15 protein-coding genes are annotated in these 16,846 nt (G+C 39.8%); 13 read left to right on the top strand and 2 right to left on the bottom strand.

What is annotated here, in order from left to right:
• The first annotated feature begins 7 nt into the window (after window positions 1-7).
• The 7 genes from ligA to pruA all read left to right on the top strand — a co-directional run bounded on the left by ligA (window position 8) and on the right by pruA (window position 8,445).
• Window positions 8-2,017, top strand: coding sequence for an NAD-dependent DNA ligase LigA (ligA, locus tag NST02_RS22565; protein ID WP_095309123.1), 2,010 nt, complete (start codon window positions 8-10; stop codon window positions 2,015-2,017).
• 51 nt (window positions 2,018-2,068) lie between these two features.
• Window positions 2,069-3,235: a CamS family sex pheromone protein gene (locus NST02_RS22560; protein ID WP_095309121.1), complete on the top strand. Its 1,167-nt coding sequence runs from the start codon at window positions 2,069-2,071 to the stop codon at window positions 3,233-3,235.
• A gap of 112 nt (window positions 3,236-3,347) precedes the next feature.
• Window positions 3,348-3,560 carry a hypothetical protein gene (locus tag NST02_RS22555; protein ID WP_095309119.1) on the top strand — a complete coding sequence of 71 codons (213 nt, stop codon included), beginning with the start codon at window positions 3,348-3,350 and terminating at the stop codon, window positions 3,558-3,560.
• An 89-nt stretch (window positions 3,561-3,649) separates the two neighbouring features.
• Window positions 3,650-4,129: an 8-oxo-dGTP diphosphatase gene (locus tag NST02_RS22550; RefSeq protein ID WP_340949845.1), complete on the top strand. Its 480-nt coding sequence runs from the start codon at window positions 3,650-3,652 to the stop codon at window positions 4,127-4,129.
• 520 nt (window positions 4,130-4,649) lie between these two features.
• Window positions 4,650-4,946 (top strand): hypothetical protein, encoded by a 297-nt coding sequence (locus NST02_RS22545; RefSeq protein ID WP_137743059.1) that lies wholly within the window; start codon window positions 4,650-4,652, stop codon window positions 4,944-4,946.
• Window positions 4,947-5,026: 80 nt separating this feature from the next.
• A complete protein-coding gene (gene katX / locus NST02_RS22540; RefSeq protein ID WP_137743058.1) occupies window positions 5,027-6,664 on the top strand; it encodes a catalase KatX in 1,638 nt (545 codons plus the stop codon).
• 233 nt (window positions 6,665-6,897) lie between these two features.
• Window positions 6,898-8,445 (top strand): L-glutamate gamma-semialdehyde dehydrogenase, encoded by a 1,548-nt coding sequence (gene pruA / locus NST02_RS22535; RefSeq protein WP_095309114.1) that lies wholly within the window; start codon window positions 6,898-6,900, stop codon window positions 8,443-8,445.
• A 242-nt stretch (window positions 8,446-8,687) separates the two neighbouring features.
• Here the strand turns inward: pruA and NST02_RS22530 are convergent, their stop codons facing one another.
• Window positions 8,688-9,644, bottom strand: a complete 957-nt coding sequence (locus tag NST02_RS22530) for a calcium/sodium antiporter (protein WP_137743057.1) — start codon at window positions 9,642-9,644, stop codon at window positions 8,688-8,690.
• A gap of 243 nt (window positions 9,645-9,887) precedes the next feature.
• Between NST02_RS22530 and aceA the strand changes: the two genes are divergently transcribed.
• The 3 genes from aceA to NST02_RS22515 all read left to right on the top strand — a co-directional run bounded on the left by aceA (window position 9,888) and on the right by NST02_RS22515 (window position 12,850).
• Window positions 9,888-11,177 (top strand): isocitrate lyase, encoded by a 1,290-nt coding sequence (gene aceA / locus NST02_RS22525; RefSeq protein ID WP_095309110.1) that lies wholly within the window; start codon window positions 9,888-9,890, stop codon window positions 11,175-11,177.
• Window positions 11,178-11,530: 353 nt separating this feature from the next.
• A complete protein-coding gene (locus NST02_RS22520; RefSeq protein WP_340949844.1) occupies window positions 11,531-11,878 on the top strand; it encodes a hypothetical protein in 348 nt (115 codons plus the stop codon).
• Window positions 11,879-12,412: 534 nt separating this feature from the next.
• Entirely contained in the window at window positions 12,413-12,850 is a 438-nt protein-coding gene (locus NST02_RS22515; RefSeq protein ID WP_095309106.1) for a YueI family protein, read from the top strand.
• 349 nt (window positions 12,851-13,199) lie between these two features.
• On the opposite strand, the gene NST02_RS22510 is transcribed toward NST02_RS22515, so the two are convergent.
• Window positions 13,200-13,616 carry a MerR family transcriptional regulator gene (locus NST02_RS22510; protein WP_095309093.1) on the bottom strand — a complete coding sequence of 139 codons (417 nt, stop codon included), beginning with the start codon at window positions 13,614-13,616 and terminating at the stop codon, window positions 13,200-13,202.
• Window positions 13,617-13,816: 200 nt separating this feature from the next.
• Between NST02_RS22510 and NST02_RS22505 the strand changes: the two genes are divergently transcribed.
• From NST02_RS22505 to gatA, 3 genes are all read left to right on the top strand, one after another.
• A complete protein-coding gene (locus NST02_RS22505) occupies window positions 13,817-14,857 on the top strand; it encodes an NAD(P)-dependent alcohol dehydrogenase (RefSeq protein WP_095309091.1) in 1,041 nt (346 codons plus the stop codon).
• Between the two features lie 222 nt (window positions 14,858-15,079).
• Window positions 15,080-15,370, top strand: coding sequence for an Asp-tRNA(Asn)/Glu-tRNA(Gln) amidotransferase subunit GatC (gatC, locus tag NST02_RS22500; protein WP_095309089.1), 291 nt, complete (start codon window positions 15,080-15,082; stop codon window positions 15,368-15,370).
• Window positions 15,371-15,384: 14 nt separating this feature from the next.
• Entirely contained in the window at window positions 15,385-16,842 is a 1,458-nt protein-coding gene (gene gatA, locus NST02_RS22495; protein ID WP_095309087.1) for an Asp-tRNA(Asn)/Glu-tRNA(Gln) amidotransferase subunit GatA, read from the top strand.
• The last annotated feature ends 4 nt before the right edge of the window (window positions 16,843-16,846 follow it).

Genomic DNA, 16,846 nt, shown 5'->3' with positions numbered 1-16,846 from the left:
TGGGAAGATGGATCTTCAAACGGCAGAAAAAGAAGTAAAAGAACTTCATCAAAGATTGAATCAGTATAATTATGAATACCATGTATTAGATAAACCTTCCGTTCCAGATTCAGAATATGATCGATTGATGCAACAGTTAATTCAGATTGAAGAACGATTTCCGCAGCTAAAGACTTCTGACTCACCTACACAACGGGTAGGAGGGCAGGTTCTTGACCTGTTTGAAAAAGTTCAGCATGAAATTCCGATGCTCAGCCTGGGCAATGCCTTTAATGAGCAGGACTTGGTTGATTTTGATCGCCGCGTTACCCAGGCTGTTGGCATGGATCATTCCTATGTATGTGAGTTAAAAATTGATGGCTTGGCCGTTTCTTTACGCTATGAAAATGGTTTATTTATTCGCGGGGCAACTCGAGGTGATGGGACAACCGGAGAGGATATTACCGCAAATTTACGGACGATTCGCTCGATTCCATTGCGTTTGCGTGAGCCTGTGTCCATTGAGGTTCGCGGAGAGGTATTCATGCCAAAACGTTCTTTTGAAGCTTTAAATAGGCTGAAAAAGGAGCGTGAAGAGGAGCCGTTTGCAAACCCGCGCAATGCAGCAGCAGGCTCTTTAAGGCAATTAGATACAAAAATTGCGGCTTCGCGAAATTTAGATGTTTTTCTTTATAGCATTGCTAATACAGAAGCAGCAGGTGTCGATTCCCATAGTGGAGCACTTGAGCTTTTAGATCGCTTAGGATTTAAAACGAATAAGGAAAGAAAGATGTGCAAAACAATCGAGGAAGTGATTGAGTTCGTTGCAGGCTGGGCTGAGAAAAGACCGCATCTTCCTTATGAAATAGATGGGCTTGTCATTAAGGTCGACTCTTTAGAACAACAAAGGATTCTAGGCTTCACTGCAAAAAGTCCTCGCTGGGCGATCGCGTATAAATTTCCCGCAGAAGAAGTGGTGACGATCCTTAAAGATATTGAGTTAAGTGTAGGACGAACGGGTGTCGTGACGCCAACTGCGATTTTAGAACCTGTTCGTGTTGCAGGAACAACCGTGCAACGGGCGTCTTTGCACAATGAAGACTTGATTCGGGAAAAAGATATTAAAATTGGTGATCAGGTTGTCGTTAAAAAGGCAGGGGATATTATTCCTGAAGTCGTCAACGTCTTAGCAGACAGTCGTACAGGAAAAGAAATCGATTTTCAAATGCCGACCCATTGTCCAGAGTGTGAAAGTGAACTTGTAAGACTTGAAGGAGAAGTGGCATTACGCTGTATTAACCCGAAATGTCCGGCACAAATTCGCGAAGGGTTGATTCATTTCGTATCCAGAGATGCTATGAATATTGATGGGTTGGGTGAAAAAGTAATTGGTCAGCTTTTCTCTGCACAGTTGATTGAGGATGTAGCAGATATTTATAAGCTCACAAGAGAACAACTGTTGGCATTGGAAAGAATGGGCGAAAAGTCAGTAAGCAATCTGTTGCAAGCAATTGAAGCTTCTAAAAGCAACTCTCTCGAGAGGCTGCTCTTTGGTTTGGGGATCAGACATGTAGGGGCAAAAGCAGCAAAGACGTTGGCAATGGAGTTTAATACACTCGATAATTTAGCAGAAGCAACCTCCGAACAACTAACGGCTATCAATGAAATTGGCGATAAAATGGCGGATTCGATTGTTTCTTATTTTGAGCTTGAAGAAGTAAAGGATTTGCTCGAGGAATTAAAAGCAATCGGAGTGAATACAGAATATAAGGGGCCAAAGCCCGTCTCGCTCGAAGAATCTACATCATTTTTCGCAGGAAAAACAATTGTTTTAACAGGTAAGCTTGAACAGTTATCCCGCAATGAGGCAAAAGAGGAAATTGAAAAGCTCGGTGGAAAGGTTTCCGGAAGTGTCAGTAAGAAAACGGATCTTGTCATTGCAGGAGAAGATGCTGGTTCCAAGCTGTCAAAGGCAGAGGAACTAGGTGTTGAAGTATGGAATGAGGAGAAATTAATAGATGAATTGAAGAAGTCTTAAGTACACTAGAGATAAGAAGAACTTACTACGGAATTAAGAGGTGAATGTACCGTGAGAAAGATCTCATTGGTCGTTTTAGCTTTTTTCCTTTTACTAACTGGCTGCGCTCCTAATTTTCAAAAGGAACAGGAGATCGTTCAGGAAAAGGATGACTCGAAAGAGAAAGCGATTATCCCAAAATATAAAATATCTGATCAATATTATCAAACGATAATACCATTTGTGCCTTCGGAAGCCCGCGGTTTAACGGTTAGCCAATTAAATACAAGATACGATATTGATGAATTCGAAACAGGGTTGATGCGAATTGCCCAAAACGTCTTTAATACCGATAAATTTTATTTTCAAGAGGGACAGTATTTAGATCGTAAAACAGTTGGTTTGTGGCTGAACCGAAAATATACGGATGAGCAATTAGAGCAAATGAAGATTAAACCAGAAGATAACATCGGACTTAACCCTGCAGATCCGGGCAAAGGCGATGTAAAAACAAGAAATAAAGAAAATCCTATTTATTTAGCCCATATTTTGGAGCATAATTATCTTGTGAAAGAAGGCGAAACGGCCCGTCTTGGAGGAATTGTCATCGGCTTAGCGTTAAACTCCGTTCACTATTTCCAAGAAATCCAGTATGGGCCAACATTGGAAACAAAGATTGATCACGCTAAATTGGATAGTGAAGGAAAAAAAATTGCGCAAGAGGTTGTGACGCGTTTAAGACAAATCAAAGGGCTGGAAAAAGTACCGATTACGATTGCTTTGTTTGAACAGGAAAGCAACTCATCTGTTGTGCCAGGTAATTTCTTTGCTTATGCAAATGTGTCAGAGGGCAGCTCAAAACTTGGCAGCTGGGAAAATGTGAAGGAAGACTATGTTCTATTCCCATCGACAGATGCTCAAAATAATTATCGAGATGATTTAACGACCTTTTTAAATTTCAAACAGGATGTGGAAGAATTCTTCCCAAACTTTAATGGCGTAATTGGAAAAGCCTTTTATAGCGATAATGAACTTCAGGATTTAAGCATCAGTATCCCCATTCAATTTTATGGAAAAGCGGAGACGATCGGGTTTACTCAGTATGTAACGGGCTTAATAGTGGATCATTTTCCAAACTATATTTCGGTTGAAGTGAACATCTCTTCTGTGAATGGACCGGAAGCATTAATCGTCCGCAAAGTCGATCAAAACGACCCATTTGTGCATATTTACAATTAAACAAATGAAAGCCTAAATTGTCGTCTGTCAATTTAGGCTTTTTTACGTTCAATGCTGGAATTTTATGCTAGAATTAAAATAAAGATGTCGTGCAAACGATCGGAGGGACTACATGAATAAGAAAAAATATCTTATATATTTAGCTGCAGGGATTTTAACGGGATTATTTCTCCTACCAGCTCTTGTTCCTTATAGCTTTGCTGATCTATTTCTATTGATTTTTGGGGAGCCGAATGGGTTTAATCGCATGATTGCATTGATCATTTGTCTAGTCATCATTTTTAGTGTGTTTCGTGGAGTATTTAGAGCATTTGTCCAAAAATAAGAGAACTTAGTATATACACTTAGCAGACCAGTCAATTTGGCAATGGTCTGTTTTTCATACATATGTTTAAAAAAAGGAGAAATACAGCAATGGTCAAAGTTGATATGTTCACCATGTGTTTAGTGCAGGATGGGGATAAGGTGTTATTAATTAACAGGCCGAGTGAGCGAGGATTTCCAGGATACATCGCTGCCGGTGGAAAAGTTGATTTTCCTGAAAGTCTGACTGAGGGGGCCATTCGAGAAGTCCGGGAGGAGACAGGCTTAATGGTTAAGGAGCTAATTTATAAAGGGTTGGCTGAGTTTGTCGATCCGCAACAAAATTATCGTTATATGGTCTTTAATTACTTAGCGAAGTCATTCGAAGGAGAGCTGCTTGATAATCCGCCAGAGGGAGAATTGCGCTGGGTACCGATTAAGGAGGCATTAAATTTACCGATGCAGCCATGGTTTAGAAGAAGATTTCCGCTGTTCTTTGAAAAAGGAACATTTGAAATCTATGAAATTCGTGAGCAAACAGCAGAGGGGAAAAGAAATGAAACCGTGAAAATTCTTCATGATTTCGCCTGAGCAACCGAATAGGAACGATTATTGAATATGATTTAGACAATAAAGAAGTCAGTGTTAATTAGGAATTGTACAAACGTTTGATTGGACGAAAAAATCCAATTATTTCTAAGGAGAAAGCGGCAATAGAGGGCTTGTTCTTCAGGCAAAAGGCTTTACAACTATTCTGCCTTTCATGAAAAGTGAATGAGCTGAGTTGATTTTTGCGGGAGGGAGTCTCATTGGGAAATTGGCAATTTAGGCTGATTGCTAACGTATTTGTATGGTTAAGTTTATTAGCTGTTCCGTTTGAGTGGCAGCAATCTTGACGAATTAACGGAAATGGGAATCTAGCATTTTCGAACATGCAGTTACTAGCAATGCTTCTATTTGTTTTGTTAGGAAGCAATCAAATTTGGAGCTGGAAAAAGGCTGTTGAACCAGTCAGTCAGTTTGTCATGTCGTTTTATTAGAATTGGTTTGAAGCGAAAGCAGAGAAGATGAACCTTAATAGCACTAAAGAATGAATAGGGGCAAATCGTGGATGGCTGAAAATAAAATAGAAACGTCAAATTGGAATAAAAAAGGCAAGAAATTTTTCTTTATAACTTTTGTTTTATTGATAATGATGGGGTTTTTTGCACTTGAAGATGGTGAGTTGATTGAGAAAGGTAATTCTATTTGGCTCCTTCTGATCATGCTTGTTTCCAACGTCATACTGATCATCCAAATTTATCGCAATAGGCAATTATATTATTTATTTGGTGCGCTCCTCATTTGTGCAGGGCTTGTGTTATTTATTATCCTTCCTGAAATCATTTCGTTAATAAAATCTCTCTAATAATTACCTTTCTTTCATAAAATGCCCTCTCAATGCGCATATTGATAGTGTTAACTATTAATGAAAAGAGAGGTAGACTGATGGGTAAAAAGGAAAATGAGTACTTTGGAACAAATGTGGAAGGTTCAGAGGAAGTGTTGAAAAACAAGACTGGGGAGAATGAGACGGAGGATACATTAACCAATCGTCAAGGCCACCCTGTCACGGACAATCAAAATGTTAGAACAGTCGGTAATCGTGGACCGACAACGCTTGAGAATTACGACTTTTTGGAGAAGATCAGTCATTTTGACAGAGAGCGTATTCCTGAGCGGGTCGTACATGCACGAGGAGCAGGAGCACATGGGTATTTTGAAGCCTATGGAACGATCGGAGATGAACCCATATCTAAATATACAAGGGCAAAGCTTTTTCAGGAAAAGGGTAAAAAGACGCCTGTATTTGTTCGCTTTTCTACTGTCAATCATGGTAAGCATTCGCCTGAGACTTTAAGAGATCCGCGCGGGTTTGCTGTCAAATTTTATACGGAGGATGGCAATTGGGATTTAGTTGGAAATAATTTGAAAATTTTCTTTATTCGTGATCCGTTAAAATTTCCAGACTTAGTTCACGCATTTCAACCAGATCCTGTGACAAATATTCAGGATGGGGAAAGAATTTTTGATTTTATATCTCAATCTCCAGAAGCGATGCATATGATTACGTTCTTATTCTCTCCTTGGGGAATACCAGCTAATTATCGTCAAATGCAAGGTTCCGGAGTTCATGCCTATCGTTGGGTCAATGATGAAGGGAAAGCGGTGCTAGTAAAGTATCATTTCGAGCCTTTGCAAGGAATTAAAAATTTAACCCAAGCAGAAGCAGAGGAAATTCAGGGGAAAAACTTCAATCATGCAACACAGGACTTGTATGAAGCAATTGAAAAGGGAGAATATCCTGAGTGGGAGATGTATGTACAAATTATTTCAGATGATGAGCATTCCGAATGGGATTTTGATCCACTTGATCCAACGAAGCTTTGGTATAAAGACGATGTACCATGGAGAAAAGTCGGAAAATTAGTTTTAAACAAAAATCCACAAAACTTTCATGCTGAAGTTGAACAAGCTGCATTTGGAACAGGGGTTTTAGTTGATGGACTAGATTTCTCTGATGATAAGCTACTTCAAGGGCGAACATTCGCCTATTCGGATACGCAGCGTTATCGGGTTGGAGCAAATTATTTGCAACTGCCCATCAATGCTCCGAAAAAGCATGTGGCAACAAATCAAAGGGGAGGTCAAATGGAATACCGAGTGGACCAAGGTACCCATCAAAATCCTCATGTCAATTATGAGCCTTCCATTATCGGTGGGTTAAAAGAAGCGAAGCAGGTAGGCAAGGAGTACACGCCACACGTCGAAGGTGAAGTAAAACGAGAGGCAATCGAGCGTCAGAATAACTATGGTCAAGCTGGCGAAACATACCGTAGATTTAATGAGTGGGAGCGAAATGAATTAATTAATAATCTTGTTAATACCCTACACTCCTGCCGGAAGGAAATACAGGATGCGATGGTCGAGCATTTAACAAAATGCGACCCAGATTATGGCAAGCGAGTCGCAGAAGGATTGAAGATGATGCATATGGAAACTGGCCATGGGCCTATCGGCACAACAAAAACAGAGGAAGCGGTACAGCAGGCGGAACAAGTAGGACACCCTTCAGACCCATATTGAACAAGCCAGGGCCTCAATTGAGGCTCTTGCTATTGAACTTGAAATAAAGACTATTTTAAGATGATTGAACGATATAAGTAAAACTGATAGAATGTGAGTGAATACTTCGTTAGTCAATTTCATAAAGGCTTAGTTTAAAAATACGAACTATTGTGTTTCTTTGCGAAAAGTTCGTTTTCTTTAAGTCTTTTGTGGAATTTTCTTACATAATCAGTACTAAGGAGGCGGTTTGATTGGTACAGGAATATAAGCATGAGCCATTTACAGATTTTTCAGTAGAAAAGGAACGTGAAGGCTATTTACAAGCTTTAAAGACAGTTGAAGGGTATTTAGGAAAGGATTATGATCTCGTCATTGGTGGTGAGCGCATTTCCACTGAGGATAAAATTGTTTCAATTAATCCAGCGAACAAGGCTGAAGTCATTGGGCGTGTTTCGAAGGCTAATAAGGATCTTGCTGAGCAAGCGATGCAGGCGGCTGTGAAAGCGTTTAAAACATGGAAAAAGGCAAAGCCTGAAATGCGTGCAGATGTGTTATTTAAAGCAGCTGCGATCATTCGTCGACGCAAGCATGAATTCTCGGCGCTATTAACAAAAGAAGCTGGAAAACCATGGAGAGAAGCTGATGCTGATACAGCAGAAGCGATTGATTTCCTGGAGTTTTACGCCCGTCAAATGTTAAAGCTAAAGGACGGTGTTCCGGTACAAAGCCGACCAAATGAATATAACCGTTATGATTACATTCCGCTTGGTGTAGGTGTCATTATTTCACCATGGAATTTTCCGTTAGCGATTATGGCTGGAACGACTGTTGCCGCAATTGTTTCAGGAAATACTGTCTTATTAAAACCAGCATCTACAACACCTGTTGTTGCAGCGAAATTTGTAGAAGTGATGGAAGAAGCAGGACTACCTAAAGGGGTTCTGAACTTTGTACCAGGAAGCGGAGCGGAAGTTGGCGATTATTTAGTGGACCATAAAGACACTCGTTTCATCAGCTTCACGGGTTCTCGTGATGTCGGTCTACGAATCTATGAAAGAGCTTCAAAGTTGAATGAAGGTCAAATTTGGCTCAAGCGAGTAATTGCTGAAATGGGTGGAAAAGACACCATTGTCGTGGATAAGGAAGCTGATTTAGAGCTTGCCGCTCAATCGATTGTTGCATCTGCCTTCGGTTTTTCTGGACAAAAATGTTCAGCTTGCTCTCGTGCAGTAATTGTGGAAGATGTGTACGATCAAGTGCTAACTCGTGTTGTCGAATTAACAAACCAACTGACTCAAGGAAACCCGGAAGACCAAAATAATTTTATGGGGCCTGTTATTGACCAAGCAGCTTTTGATAAAATCATGAGCTATATCGAAATCGGAAAAGAAGAAGGTCGCTTAATGACCGGAGGAGAAGGCGATAGCTCTACAGGCTTCTTCGTTAAGCCTACTGTTTTTGCAGATCTTTCTCCAACAGCAAGATTGATGCAGGAAGAAATTTTTGGTCCAGTTGTTGGTTTCACAAAAGCGAAAGACTTTGATGAAGCATTAGAAATTGCTAACAATACAGAATATGGTTTAACGGGAGCTGTCATTACATCAAACCGTGAACATATGGAACAAGCGCGTGAAGACTTCCATGTTGGAAACTTATACTTCAACCGTGGGTGTACAGGTGCAATCGTTGGTTACCAACCATTTGGTGGCTTCAACATGTCTGGAACTGACTCCAAAGCTGGTGGCCCAGACTACTTATTACTTCACATGCAGGCCAAGACAACATCTGAAATGTATTAATAAAAGATAGATAGTTAAACCGCATTCCGAAGTTACGGGAGTGCGGTTTTTTGTTTATAATGATAGCCATGCTGAAAATTTAAATCTATACGCCATTTCAGAGAGAGCCGTGGGGATTGGATTCCGGAAAAATGAAAAATAATTCCGGAATTTCGTGTCTAATTCCGGAAAAATCAGTAACAATTCCGGAAATTTCATGTGCAATTCCGGAAAAAGCAATCATAATGCGATTCCTCATCAAGTTAGTTTCTCATTATGATGAAAACCATATAAGCAACATAGGTTAATGCCATAATCACCCCTTCGATTTTACCAATTCGATAATTAGAGCGGGAAAAGATAAAAAGAAGGATTGTTAAACCGATCATTAAGATAACATCCGTAAACAGCTTTCCATCAACTGGAAGTGGGGAAATTGCGGATGATGCTCCAAGTACGAACAATATGTTAAAGATATTACTTCCGACAATATTACCCAAGGCAATTTCACTAAGCTTTTTATATGAAGCAGTAACAGAGGTAATCAATTCAGGTAAAGATGTGCCGATCGCAACAATGGTCAGTCCGACTAATGTTTCACTCATTCCAAGCGAATAGGCAATGGTTGTACTGCTATCGACGACTATATTGCCGCCCAAAATAATTCCGGCAAGTCCTCCAATCGTAAAGACAATATTTTTGCCCCAAGAGCCTGTTTTTTTGTTAGATTCTTCATGAAGTCCCTGCTCCCTACTATTAAGTGCAATCTCAATAACGTAGTACATGAAAATGGCAAAAAACAATAGCAGGATGAGTCCATCTCCACGTGTGAGAGAATTCGCATCAAAAAATTGGAGAGAAATATCACTAATCATAATAAACAAAGCGACACTCGCTAAAAGTGTGAACGGAATTTCTTTACGGATTGTATCGCTTTCGACCTTTAAAGGATTAAGAAATGCTGAGATTCCAATGACTAAAGTAATATTAAAAATATTGCTCCCGACAACATTTCCAAGGGTTACTCCGGCATTCCCGTTAAGTGCCGCGGTAATACTGACAGCAGCTTCAGGTGAGCTCGTTCCAAAAGAAACGATCGTCAGGCCGATTATCATCGGTGCAATTTTGAGCAGGGCAGCGATATTGGAGGAGCCTTCCACAAAAAAATCAGCTCCTTTTATTAACAGGACAAAGCCGATTATTAGCAAAATATAAACCATCTACATCATCCTTCAATTATCGTTTTATTTATGTTGTCTATTTTTTCCTAATCTAGAAAATTATAATCCCTAAAAGAAACTCTCTTAATCTGATTTATATCCGATTTTTTGTTTAAATTTTCAAAAAAAGGTTACATTTTTATTTTTACTGTTATATAATACAAAATATATAATGTAATACTGTATTATAACAAAATGAGGCAGACAAAAAGGAAGACATTTCAATGTGAGAGGAGAATGGGAATGACAAACGAAAGAGCAGAGCAATTACAAGCAAGTTGGGAGCAAGATCAACGGTGGTTGGGCATCGAAAGGCCTTATTCGGCTGAAGAAGTTATTAAACTAAGAGGCTCAATCGATATTGAACATACGCTTGCTCGCCGTGGAGCTGAGAAGTTGTGGAAGCTTGTAAACACAGAGGATTTTGTCAATGCTCTCGGTGCGTTGACTGGGAACCAAGCGGTGCAGCAAGTAAAAGCCGGACTTAAAGCAATTTATTTAAGTGGCTGGCAAGTGGCAGCAGATGCCAATCTCTCAGGGCATATGTACCCTGATCAAAGCCTGTACCCTGCCAACAGTGTACCAAGTGTTGTAAAGCGGATTAACCAAGCGCTGCAGCGTGCTGACCAAATCCATTATTTAGAAGGCGATCATTCGATCGATTGGTTTGCTCCAATTGTAGCGGATGCTGAAGCAGGCTTTGGAGGACAACTCAATGTGTTCGAGCTTATGAAGGGAATGATTGAAGCGGGAGCAGCAGGCGTTCACTTTGAGGATCAACTTTCCTCCGAGAAAAAATGCGGACATCTTGGTGGGAAGGTACTGCTGCCAACACAAACGGCAGTTAGAAACCTTATTTCTGCACGTCTAGCAGCAGACGTAATGGGTGTACCAACTGTGCTTGTGGCGAGAACAGATGCCAATGCGGCAGATTTAATCACAAGTGATATCGACCCTTATGATCGGGCTTTTATTACCGGAGAACGCACAGCAGAAGGATTTTTCCGTACAAAGGCAGGGCTAGAGCAAGCAATCGCGCGTGGTCTTGCATATGCGCCGTATGCCGATCTAATTTGGTGCGAAACGTCTGAGCCAAATATCGACGAGGCTCGCGCCTTTGCTGAAGCAATTCATAAGGAATATCCAGGCAAGTTGTTGGCCTATAACTGTTCGCCATCTTTCAACTGGAAGGCGAAATTAAGTGATGAAGAAATCGCTAATTTCCAAATTGAGCTAGGAAAAATGGGTTATAAGTTCCAGTTTGTTACATTAGCCGGTTTCCATGCTTTGAACCACAGTATGTTTAAGCTTGCTTTAGGTTATAAAGAACGGGGAATGGCAGCATATTCAGAGCTTCAGCAAGCAGAATTTGCAAGTGAGCACGATGGTTATACAGCAACTCGTCACCAACGGGAAGTTGGCACAGGCTACTTCGACCAAGTGTCGATGGTTGTCACAGGAGGAACATCTTCAACGACTGCCTTAAAAGGCTCAACGGAAGAGGAACAGTTTACAGCAAGTAGTACAAAGTAAGTGTAAAAGTAATGCTGGTAGCAACGTTGCAAAGCAGCCTTGTTACCAGCATTTTTAACGACCGCTAAGCCCCCATTATAGTTGGATAAAGATGAGCGCTAAGAGAAGTCCGTCGATTCATCCCCATAGCAATCATTCGAATTTTCATTGTATTCCTTGAAAAACAAACGTTGTACGGCCATTATTCGAAAAAAGAATGCAGATTATAGTAATTTTACAAACAGAATCATTAACTTTAGGTAAAGAATGCACATAATCTGTTCTCAGGCGGAACCCTTCTATGATAAACTCTTGTTGTCTGAATTTTGCGATTCACGGGGTGCATGAATGAAGAACTTACGGGAGGGTTCTTAGTGAAATATCTATTTAATTTTCTACTTGCAGTGTTTTTGACAGGATGTTCTTATTTTATAGCAAGCCTCATTTTGCAAAAGGGCCTGCCTCTGTGGGAAGCATTAATTATTGGTTTTGCCGTTGTTTCTCTTGGAGCTTTAACGGAAGCAATTGGTAGCCCAATGTGGTTAATCGTGTTCATTCCATTTCCAGTCGGAATGTTTTTACTCTATACATTCTTGAACGTATCCGTCTGGCAATGGTTTTTGACCTATTTATTGACGCTTGTCCTATACACAGTCCTGCATATTCCAATGAGTTACTTCTTTAAGTTTCATTCATTAATTCCTGCATGGAAGTTGTCTTAAAGAAAGGACTAATGAAAAAAGGATTTCATGTTTAAACATGTACCTGTGCCCAGGACCATATAAAAAAGAGTCTAAGTAACTAGAAGATGATTCCCGTATTGAATAGGGAGTCATCTTTTTATTTAGGCTTTGCTGTCCTCATGAGACCTTCATGCGGAGTTAAACAGGATGGTTGATAAAATGATTTATGGCGTATTTCGTGTGTACAAAATTTTACACGAAATACGCCGTAAATCAAACCGACATATTAAAACTGTTTTCAGGTGGTAGAAAATGTTGTATTGAGTATGAAGTTTTGAGGAAGGAATTCAACAGGGGAAGGTAAAGTACTCTTTTGCTGTTTTGATTGAAAACACTCCGTACAGGAAGAGAGGGCAAAAAAGTAAGGTTTGCTGGCAGCCAGAGGGTGTATTCCTTTTTTGTTATGATGAAATTGGGTACACTATAATTATTCAATCAATCGTTTGAACAATGATGAACATTGGCTCTTGTTTATACATAGATCATAATAGCCTAAGGTAAGGAGGGTTTACAATGTCAGGTCCAAATTTGGAGGATTATCTTCAGCAGGGGATTCATGGGCAAAAGGAAATTAATCCGGATGAAAGGAGAAAGTTTTTAGGGACACTTAGGGAAAGAGTCGTTATTGCCCTCACTCAAGCGCAAGTCCGGGAGGAAACCATTTTTTCAGAAGTAGAAGCAGCGATAAAATTAAACCGTACTGCTACATTGTTGCTAAATGGCAATATTGATTATAGACATCTATCCAAATACATGAAAATTTGTACTGATCATGATGTCAAATATACGATTGTGACAAACAAAGAACATAATTCTGATATTGGATTAGTCCTTGCTCATGACTATGCTATCGATAAAGAGGACATTTACGTCACGAAATCAAAGATCACATATGAAGAAAGCAATGATAAGAAAGGTTTCTTTTCGAAGCTCTTTAAGCGGCGCGGATGAACAAGTCTCTAAGACATAGAAAGCAGCGAAAAACGCTCGTATCTAGCTTTTTGTTCCAATGCTAATGCGATTGTGAGAGATTTCCTAATAAGTCGCCAAATTTCACCATTTTCCGAGCAATAAAGTAGTTATAGTTATTGCTCGGAATTTGAACTCATGCCTATAGAGTTTAGGCCTTGGTAAAAAGGGCTTATTTCGTATGATACCTTGGCTTCACACGTCTTTCAGTTATATGTGGAACTTTATCGCTTCATGGAATCGAAGCAAAAATGAGCAAATTATAACAAAAACTTTGGCTTAAAAGTGTTAGAAGGAGCCACTGCCTGCTTTTAAACGCATGTAACTTTCTTTATTTAGTAAGGGAAGCAGCAATATGAACGTTTTTATGAATATCCTCTGTACCGGCATCTAACGCTGTTTTGTAGTATGAACATTTATGTTCGATAACTTCCATTGTTTTTTTCAGTTCCTCCAACTGTGCTTCTACGCAAGCTTTCCTTTCCATAAACATGTCATAACGTTTTTGCAAGGTTGAATCACCTTCTCCACACCAATCAATGAAATGCTTTATTTCCTTAATCGGCATCCCTGTTGACTTTAGACACTCAACAATTTTTAAAGCTTCAATATCAGATTGGTTAAATATACGGGTGCCATTTGCTTTTCGTTCAACAAAAGGGAGCAAACCTTCTTTATCATAATAACGTAGCGTATAAGTGGTGAGGTTCAACTCTTTTGCTACTTCACTAATTGAATAAGTTTTCAATACGTAACCTTCTTTCTCTACATCATATAGACTTTGAGTTAACTCTAATTACATCCATTCAAAATTTCAAGAAATTTGATTAGAAAAATTTAAGTTAAACACTTGACCTAGAGTTAACTATAACGATTAACATAAGGTTGCAAGAGAAAACAAAGTAAACTCATTCGCTTGAAATGTAGCTTTTTAAGGAGGAGTTATTAATGGTAATGGCAAAGGCAAGAGCTGTCGATGGACCGGACAAACCGTTCCGTGCAGCTGAAATTAAGCGACGTGATTTAGATTTGCATGATGTTTTAATTGAAATTAAATATGCCGGAATATGCCATTCTGACATCCATACGGCACATGGAGAATGGGGTCAGGTAAACTATCCACTTGTGCCTGGTCATGAGATTGCAGGAATTGTTACCGATGTAGGGGCAAAAGTGACCAAATATAAGATCGGTGATCGTGTTGGGGTCGGATGTATGGTAGATTCTTGCGGCGAATGTGAAAACTGCCTTAAAGGTGAAGAACAGTATTGCCTGAAAGGAAATATTCAAACCTATGCAGGTGTTGATAAGTATGGCGAACCCACTCAAGGTGGCTATTCTACTCATATTGTCGTACAGGAAAATTTTGTTCTCAAAATTCCCGATAATATTGAGCTTGATGAGGCAGCGCCATTACTTTGCGCAGGGATTACAACCTACTCGCCATTAAATCATTGGAAAGCCGGACCAGGGGAAAAAGTTGCCGTTGTTGGAATGGGTGGTCTTGGACATATGGCTGTGCAAATTGCGCATGCCATGGGGGCTGAGGTGACCGTGTTGTCACAAACATTAAAGAAGAAGGAAGATGGCCTGCAATTGGGAGCAGATCATTATTATGCGACAAGCAATCCAGAAACGTTCGAGAAGTTGAATGGATCGTTTGATTTAATAATTAATACAGTCAGCGCAAAAATTAATTTAGATGCTTATTTGCGTTTGCTTACTCTCGATGGCACTTTAGTAAATGTCGGGGCACCAGCAGAGCCATTGGCTTTAAATGTCTTTAATTTGATTGGCCATCGTCGTTCATTTGCAGGTTCGATGATTGGAGGTATCCGTGAGACTCAAGAAATGCTGGATTTCTGCGCTGAGCATAAAATCGTTCCAAAAATTGAAGTGATTTCGGCAGAACAGATCGATGAAGCTTACAAACGGGTGTTAGCTTCAGATGTAAAATATCGTTTCGTCATTGATACTAGCACAATGTGAAAATGCTCTATTGGGATGTCCTTAAAAATTTAAGTTTTTAGGACATCCTTTTTTGTTATTGTTGAATATGAAAATAGGCAAAAATCTACTCTCTGTTGCTTTATAGCAGTAAATTTTGATATTATCAAGTTATTGTTGACTTACGAAAAATCAATAAAGAATGAAGTTTTTCACAATGAAATGAGGAATGTGAAAAAACTATAAAATATGGAGGTGACGACGATGTCAAGAATATCAGAGGAAGAAGTTCGACATGTAGCCCATTTAGCTAGATTAGCAGTAACAGAAGAAGAAGTGCACCAATTTAAGAAAAGTCTTGATGAGATTATTACATACGCAGAGCTTTTAAATGAAGTAGATACTGAAAATGTGGAGCCAACTTCACATGTATTAGATATGAAAAATGTGATGAGAGAAGACATCCCTTCGAAGGGGCTTCCACAAGAAGAAGTTCTCAAAAATGCACCTGAACATGAAAAGGGCCAAATTAAAGTGCCGTCGATTATTGAGTAAGGAGGGGAAATGGCTTGAGTTTATTTGATCAGAAATTAAGTGTACTTCATGAACAATTGAAGAAAAAGGAAATTTCTGTTTCCGATCTTGTCGATGAATCTTATCGAAGAATCGAACAAGTGGATGATAAAGTGGAAGCATTTTTGACATTGGATGAAGAGAGAGCCCGTTTAAAAGCAAAAGAGCTTGAGCAAAAATTAGGTACGGATGAAGCGAAAGGCCTCCTTTTTGGAATGCCTATCGGGATAAAGGATAATATCGTTACGCGTAATTTACGGACAACTTGTGCGAGTAAGATCCTCGATAATTTTAATCCAATTTATGATGCTACGGTCGTACAAAAGCTGCAAGCGGCTGAATCTATTACAATTGGAAAGCTAAATATGGACGAGTTTGCTATGGGGTCATCAACAGAGAACTCAGGCTTTCAAAAAACAAAAAACCCGTGGAATCTTGAAACGGTGCCAGGCGGATCATCCGGTGGTTCGGCAGCTGCCGTTGCAGCTGGAGAAGTACCATTTTCATTGGGATCTGATACGGGCGGATCGATTCGTCAGCCGGCATCCTTTTGCGGTGTTGTGGGACTGAAACCAACCTATGGACGAGTGTCCCGTTTTGGTCTTGTTGCGTTTGCTTCATCATTAGACCAAATTGGACCTGTAACAAGAACGGTAGAGGACAATGCCTATTTGCTCCAAGCTATCGCAGGGCTTGATCCGATGGATTCCACTTCTGTGAATGTCGATGTCCCTAATTTTGTGCAATCTTTAACAGGTGATGTAAAGGGGCTTAAAATAGCTGTACCAAAAGAGTATATTGGTGAAGGAGTAAAAGAAGAGGTCAAACAATCTGTGTTAGATGCTCTCAAAATACTTGAAAAATTAGGAGCAACATGGGAGGAAGTGTCGCTGCCGCATTCTAAGTATGCGTTAGCAACCTATTATTTACTATCTTCATCAGAGGCATCCGCAAACCTTGCTCGCTTCGATGGAGTGAGATATGGATATCGTTCCCCCAATGCAGACACATTGATGAATTTATATAAAAATACGCGGGCAGAAGGCTTTGGGGATGAGGTTAAGAGACGGATTATGCTAGGTACCTTTGCTTTAAGCTCCGGCTACTATGACGCTTATTATAAAAAGGCACAAAAAGTACGTACTCTTATTAAACAAGACTTTGAAAATATTTTTGAAAAATACGATGTTATTATTGGCCCAACAACGCCGACTCCTGCTTTCAAAATGGGGGAAAATACGGCTGATCCCATGACGATGTATCGAAATGATATTTTAACAATCCCAGTAAACCTTGCAGGCGTTCCAGGAATTTCTGTTCCATGTGGATTTAGCAATGGCCTTCCACTTGGATTGCAAATTATCGGAAAGCATTTTGATGAGAGCACTGTTTATCGGGTCGCGCATGCATTTGAACAGGCAACAGATTTTCATAAACAAAAACCACAATTGTAAGGGG

The sequence above is a fragment of the Robertmurraya sp. FSL W8-0741 genome (genome assembly GCF_038004005.1).
Classification (GTDB): Bacteria; Bacillota; Bacilli; order Bacillales; family Cytobacillaceae; genus Robertmurraya; species Robertmurraya siralis.
This window is presented reverse-complemented; position numbering and strand designations above follow the sequence as displayed.

Bases quoted from the DNA above. Each gene is read 5' to 3' on its own strand.
- NST02_RS22505 (WP_095309091.1), top strand. From the start codon at position 13,817: ATGGTAATGGCAAAGGCAAGAGCTGTCGATGGACCGGACAAACCGTTC.
- katX (WP_137743058.1), top strand. From the start codon at position 5,027: ATGGGTAAAAAGGAAAATGAGTACTTTGGAACAAATGTGGAAGGTTCA.
- NST02_RS22515 (WP_095309106.1), top strand. From the start codon at position 12,413: ATGTCAGGTCCAAATTTGGAGGATTATCTTCAGCAGGGGATTCATGGG.
- NST02_RS22550 (WP_340949845.1), top strand. From the start codon at position 3,650: ATGGTCAAAGTTGATATGTTCACCATGTGTTTAGTGCAGGATGGGGAT.
- NST02_RS22545 (WP_137743059.1), top strand. From the start codon at position 4,650: ATGGCTGAAAATAAAATAGAAACGTCAAATTGGAATAAAAAAGGCAAG.
- aceA (WP_095309110.1), top strand. From the start codon at position 9,888: ATGACAAACGAAAGAGCAGAGCAATTACAAGCAAGTTGGGAGCAAGAT.
- ligA (WP_095309123.1), top strand. From the start codon at position 8: ATGGATCTTCAAACGGCAGAAAAAGAAGTAAAAGAACTTCATCAAAGA.
- gatC (WP_095309089.1), top strand. From the start codon at position 15,080: ATGTCAAGAATATCAGAGGAAGAAGTTCGACATGTAGCCCATTTAGCT.
- NST02_RS22555 (WP_095309119.1), top strand. From the start codon at position 3,348: ATGAATAAGAAAAAATATCTTATATATTTAGCTGCAGGGATTTTAACG.
- NST02_RS22530 (WP_137743057.1), bottom strand. From the start codon at position 9,644: ATGGTTTATATTTTGCTAATAATCGGCTTTGTCCTGTTAATAAAAGGA.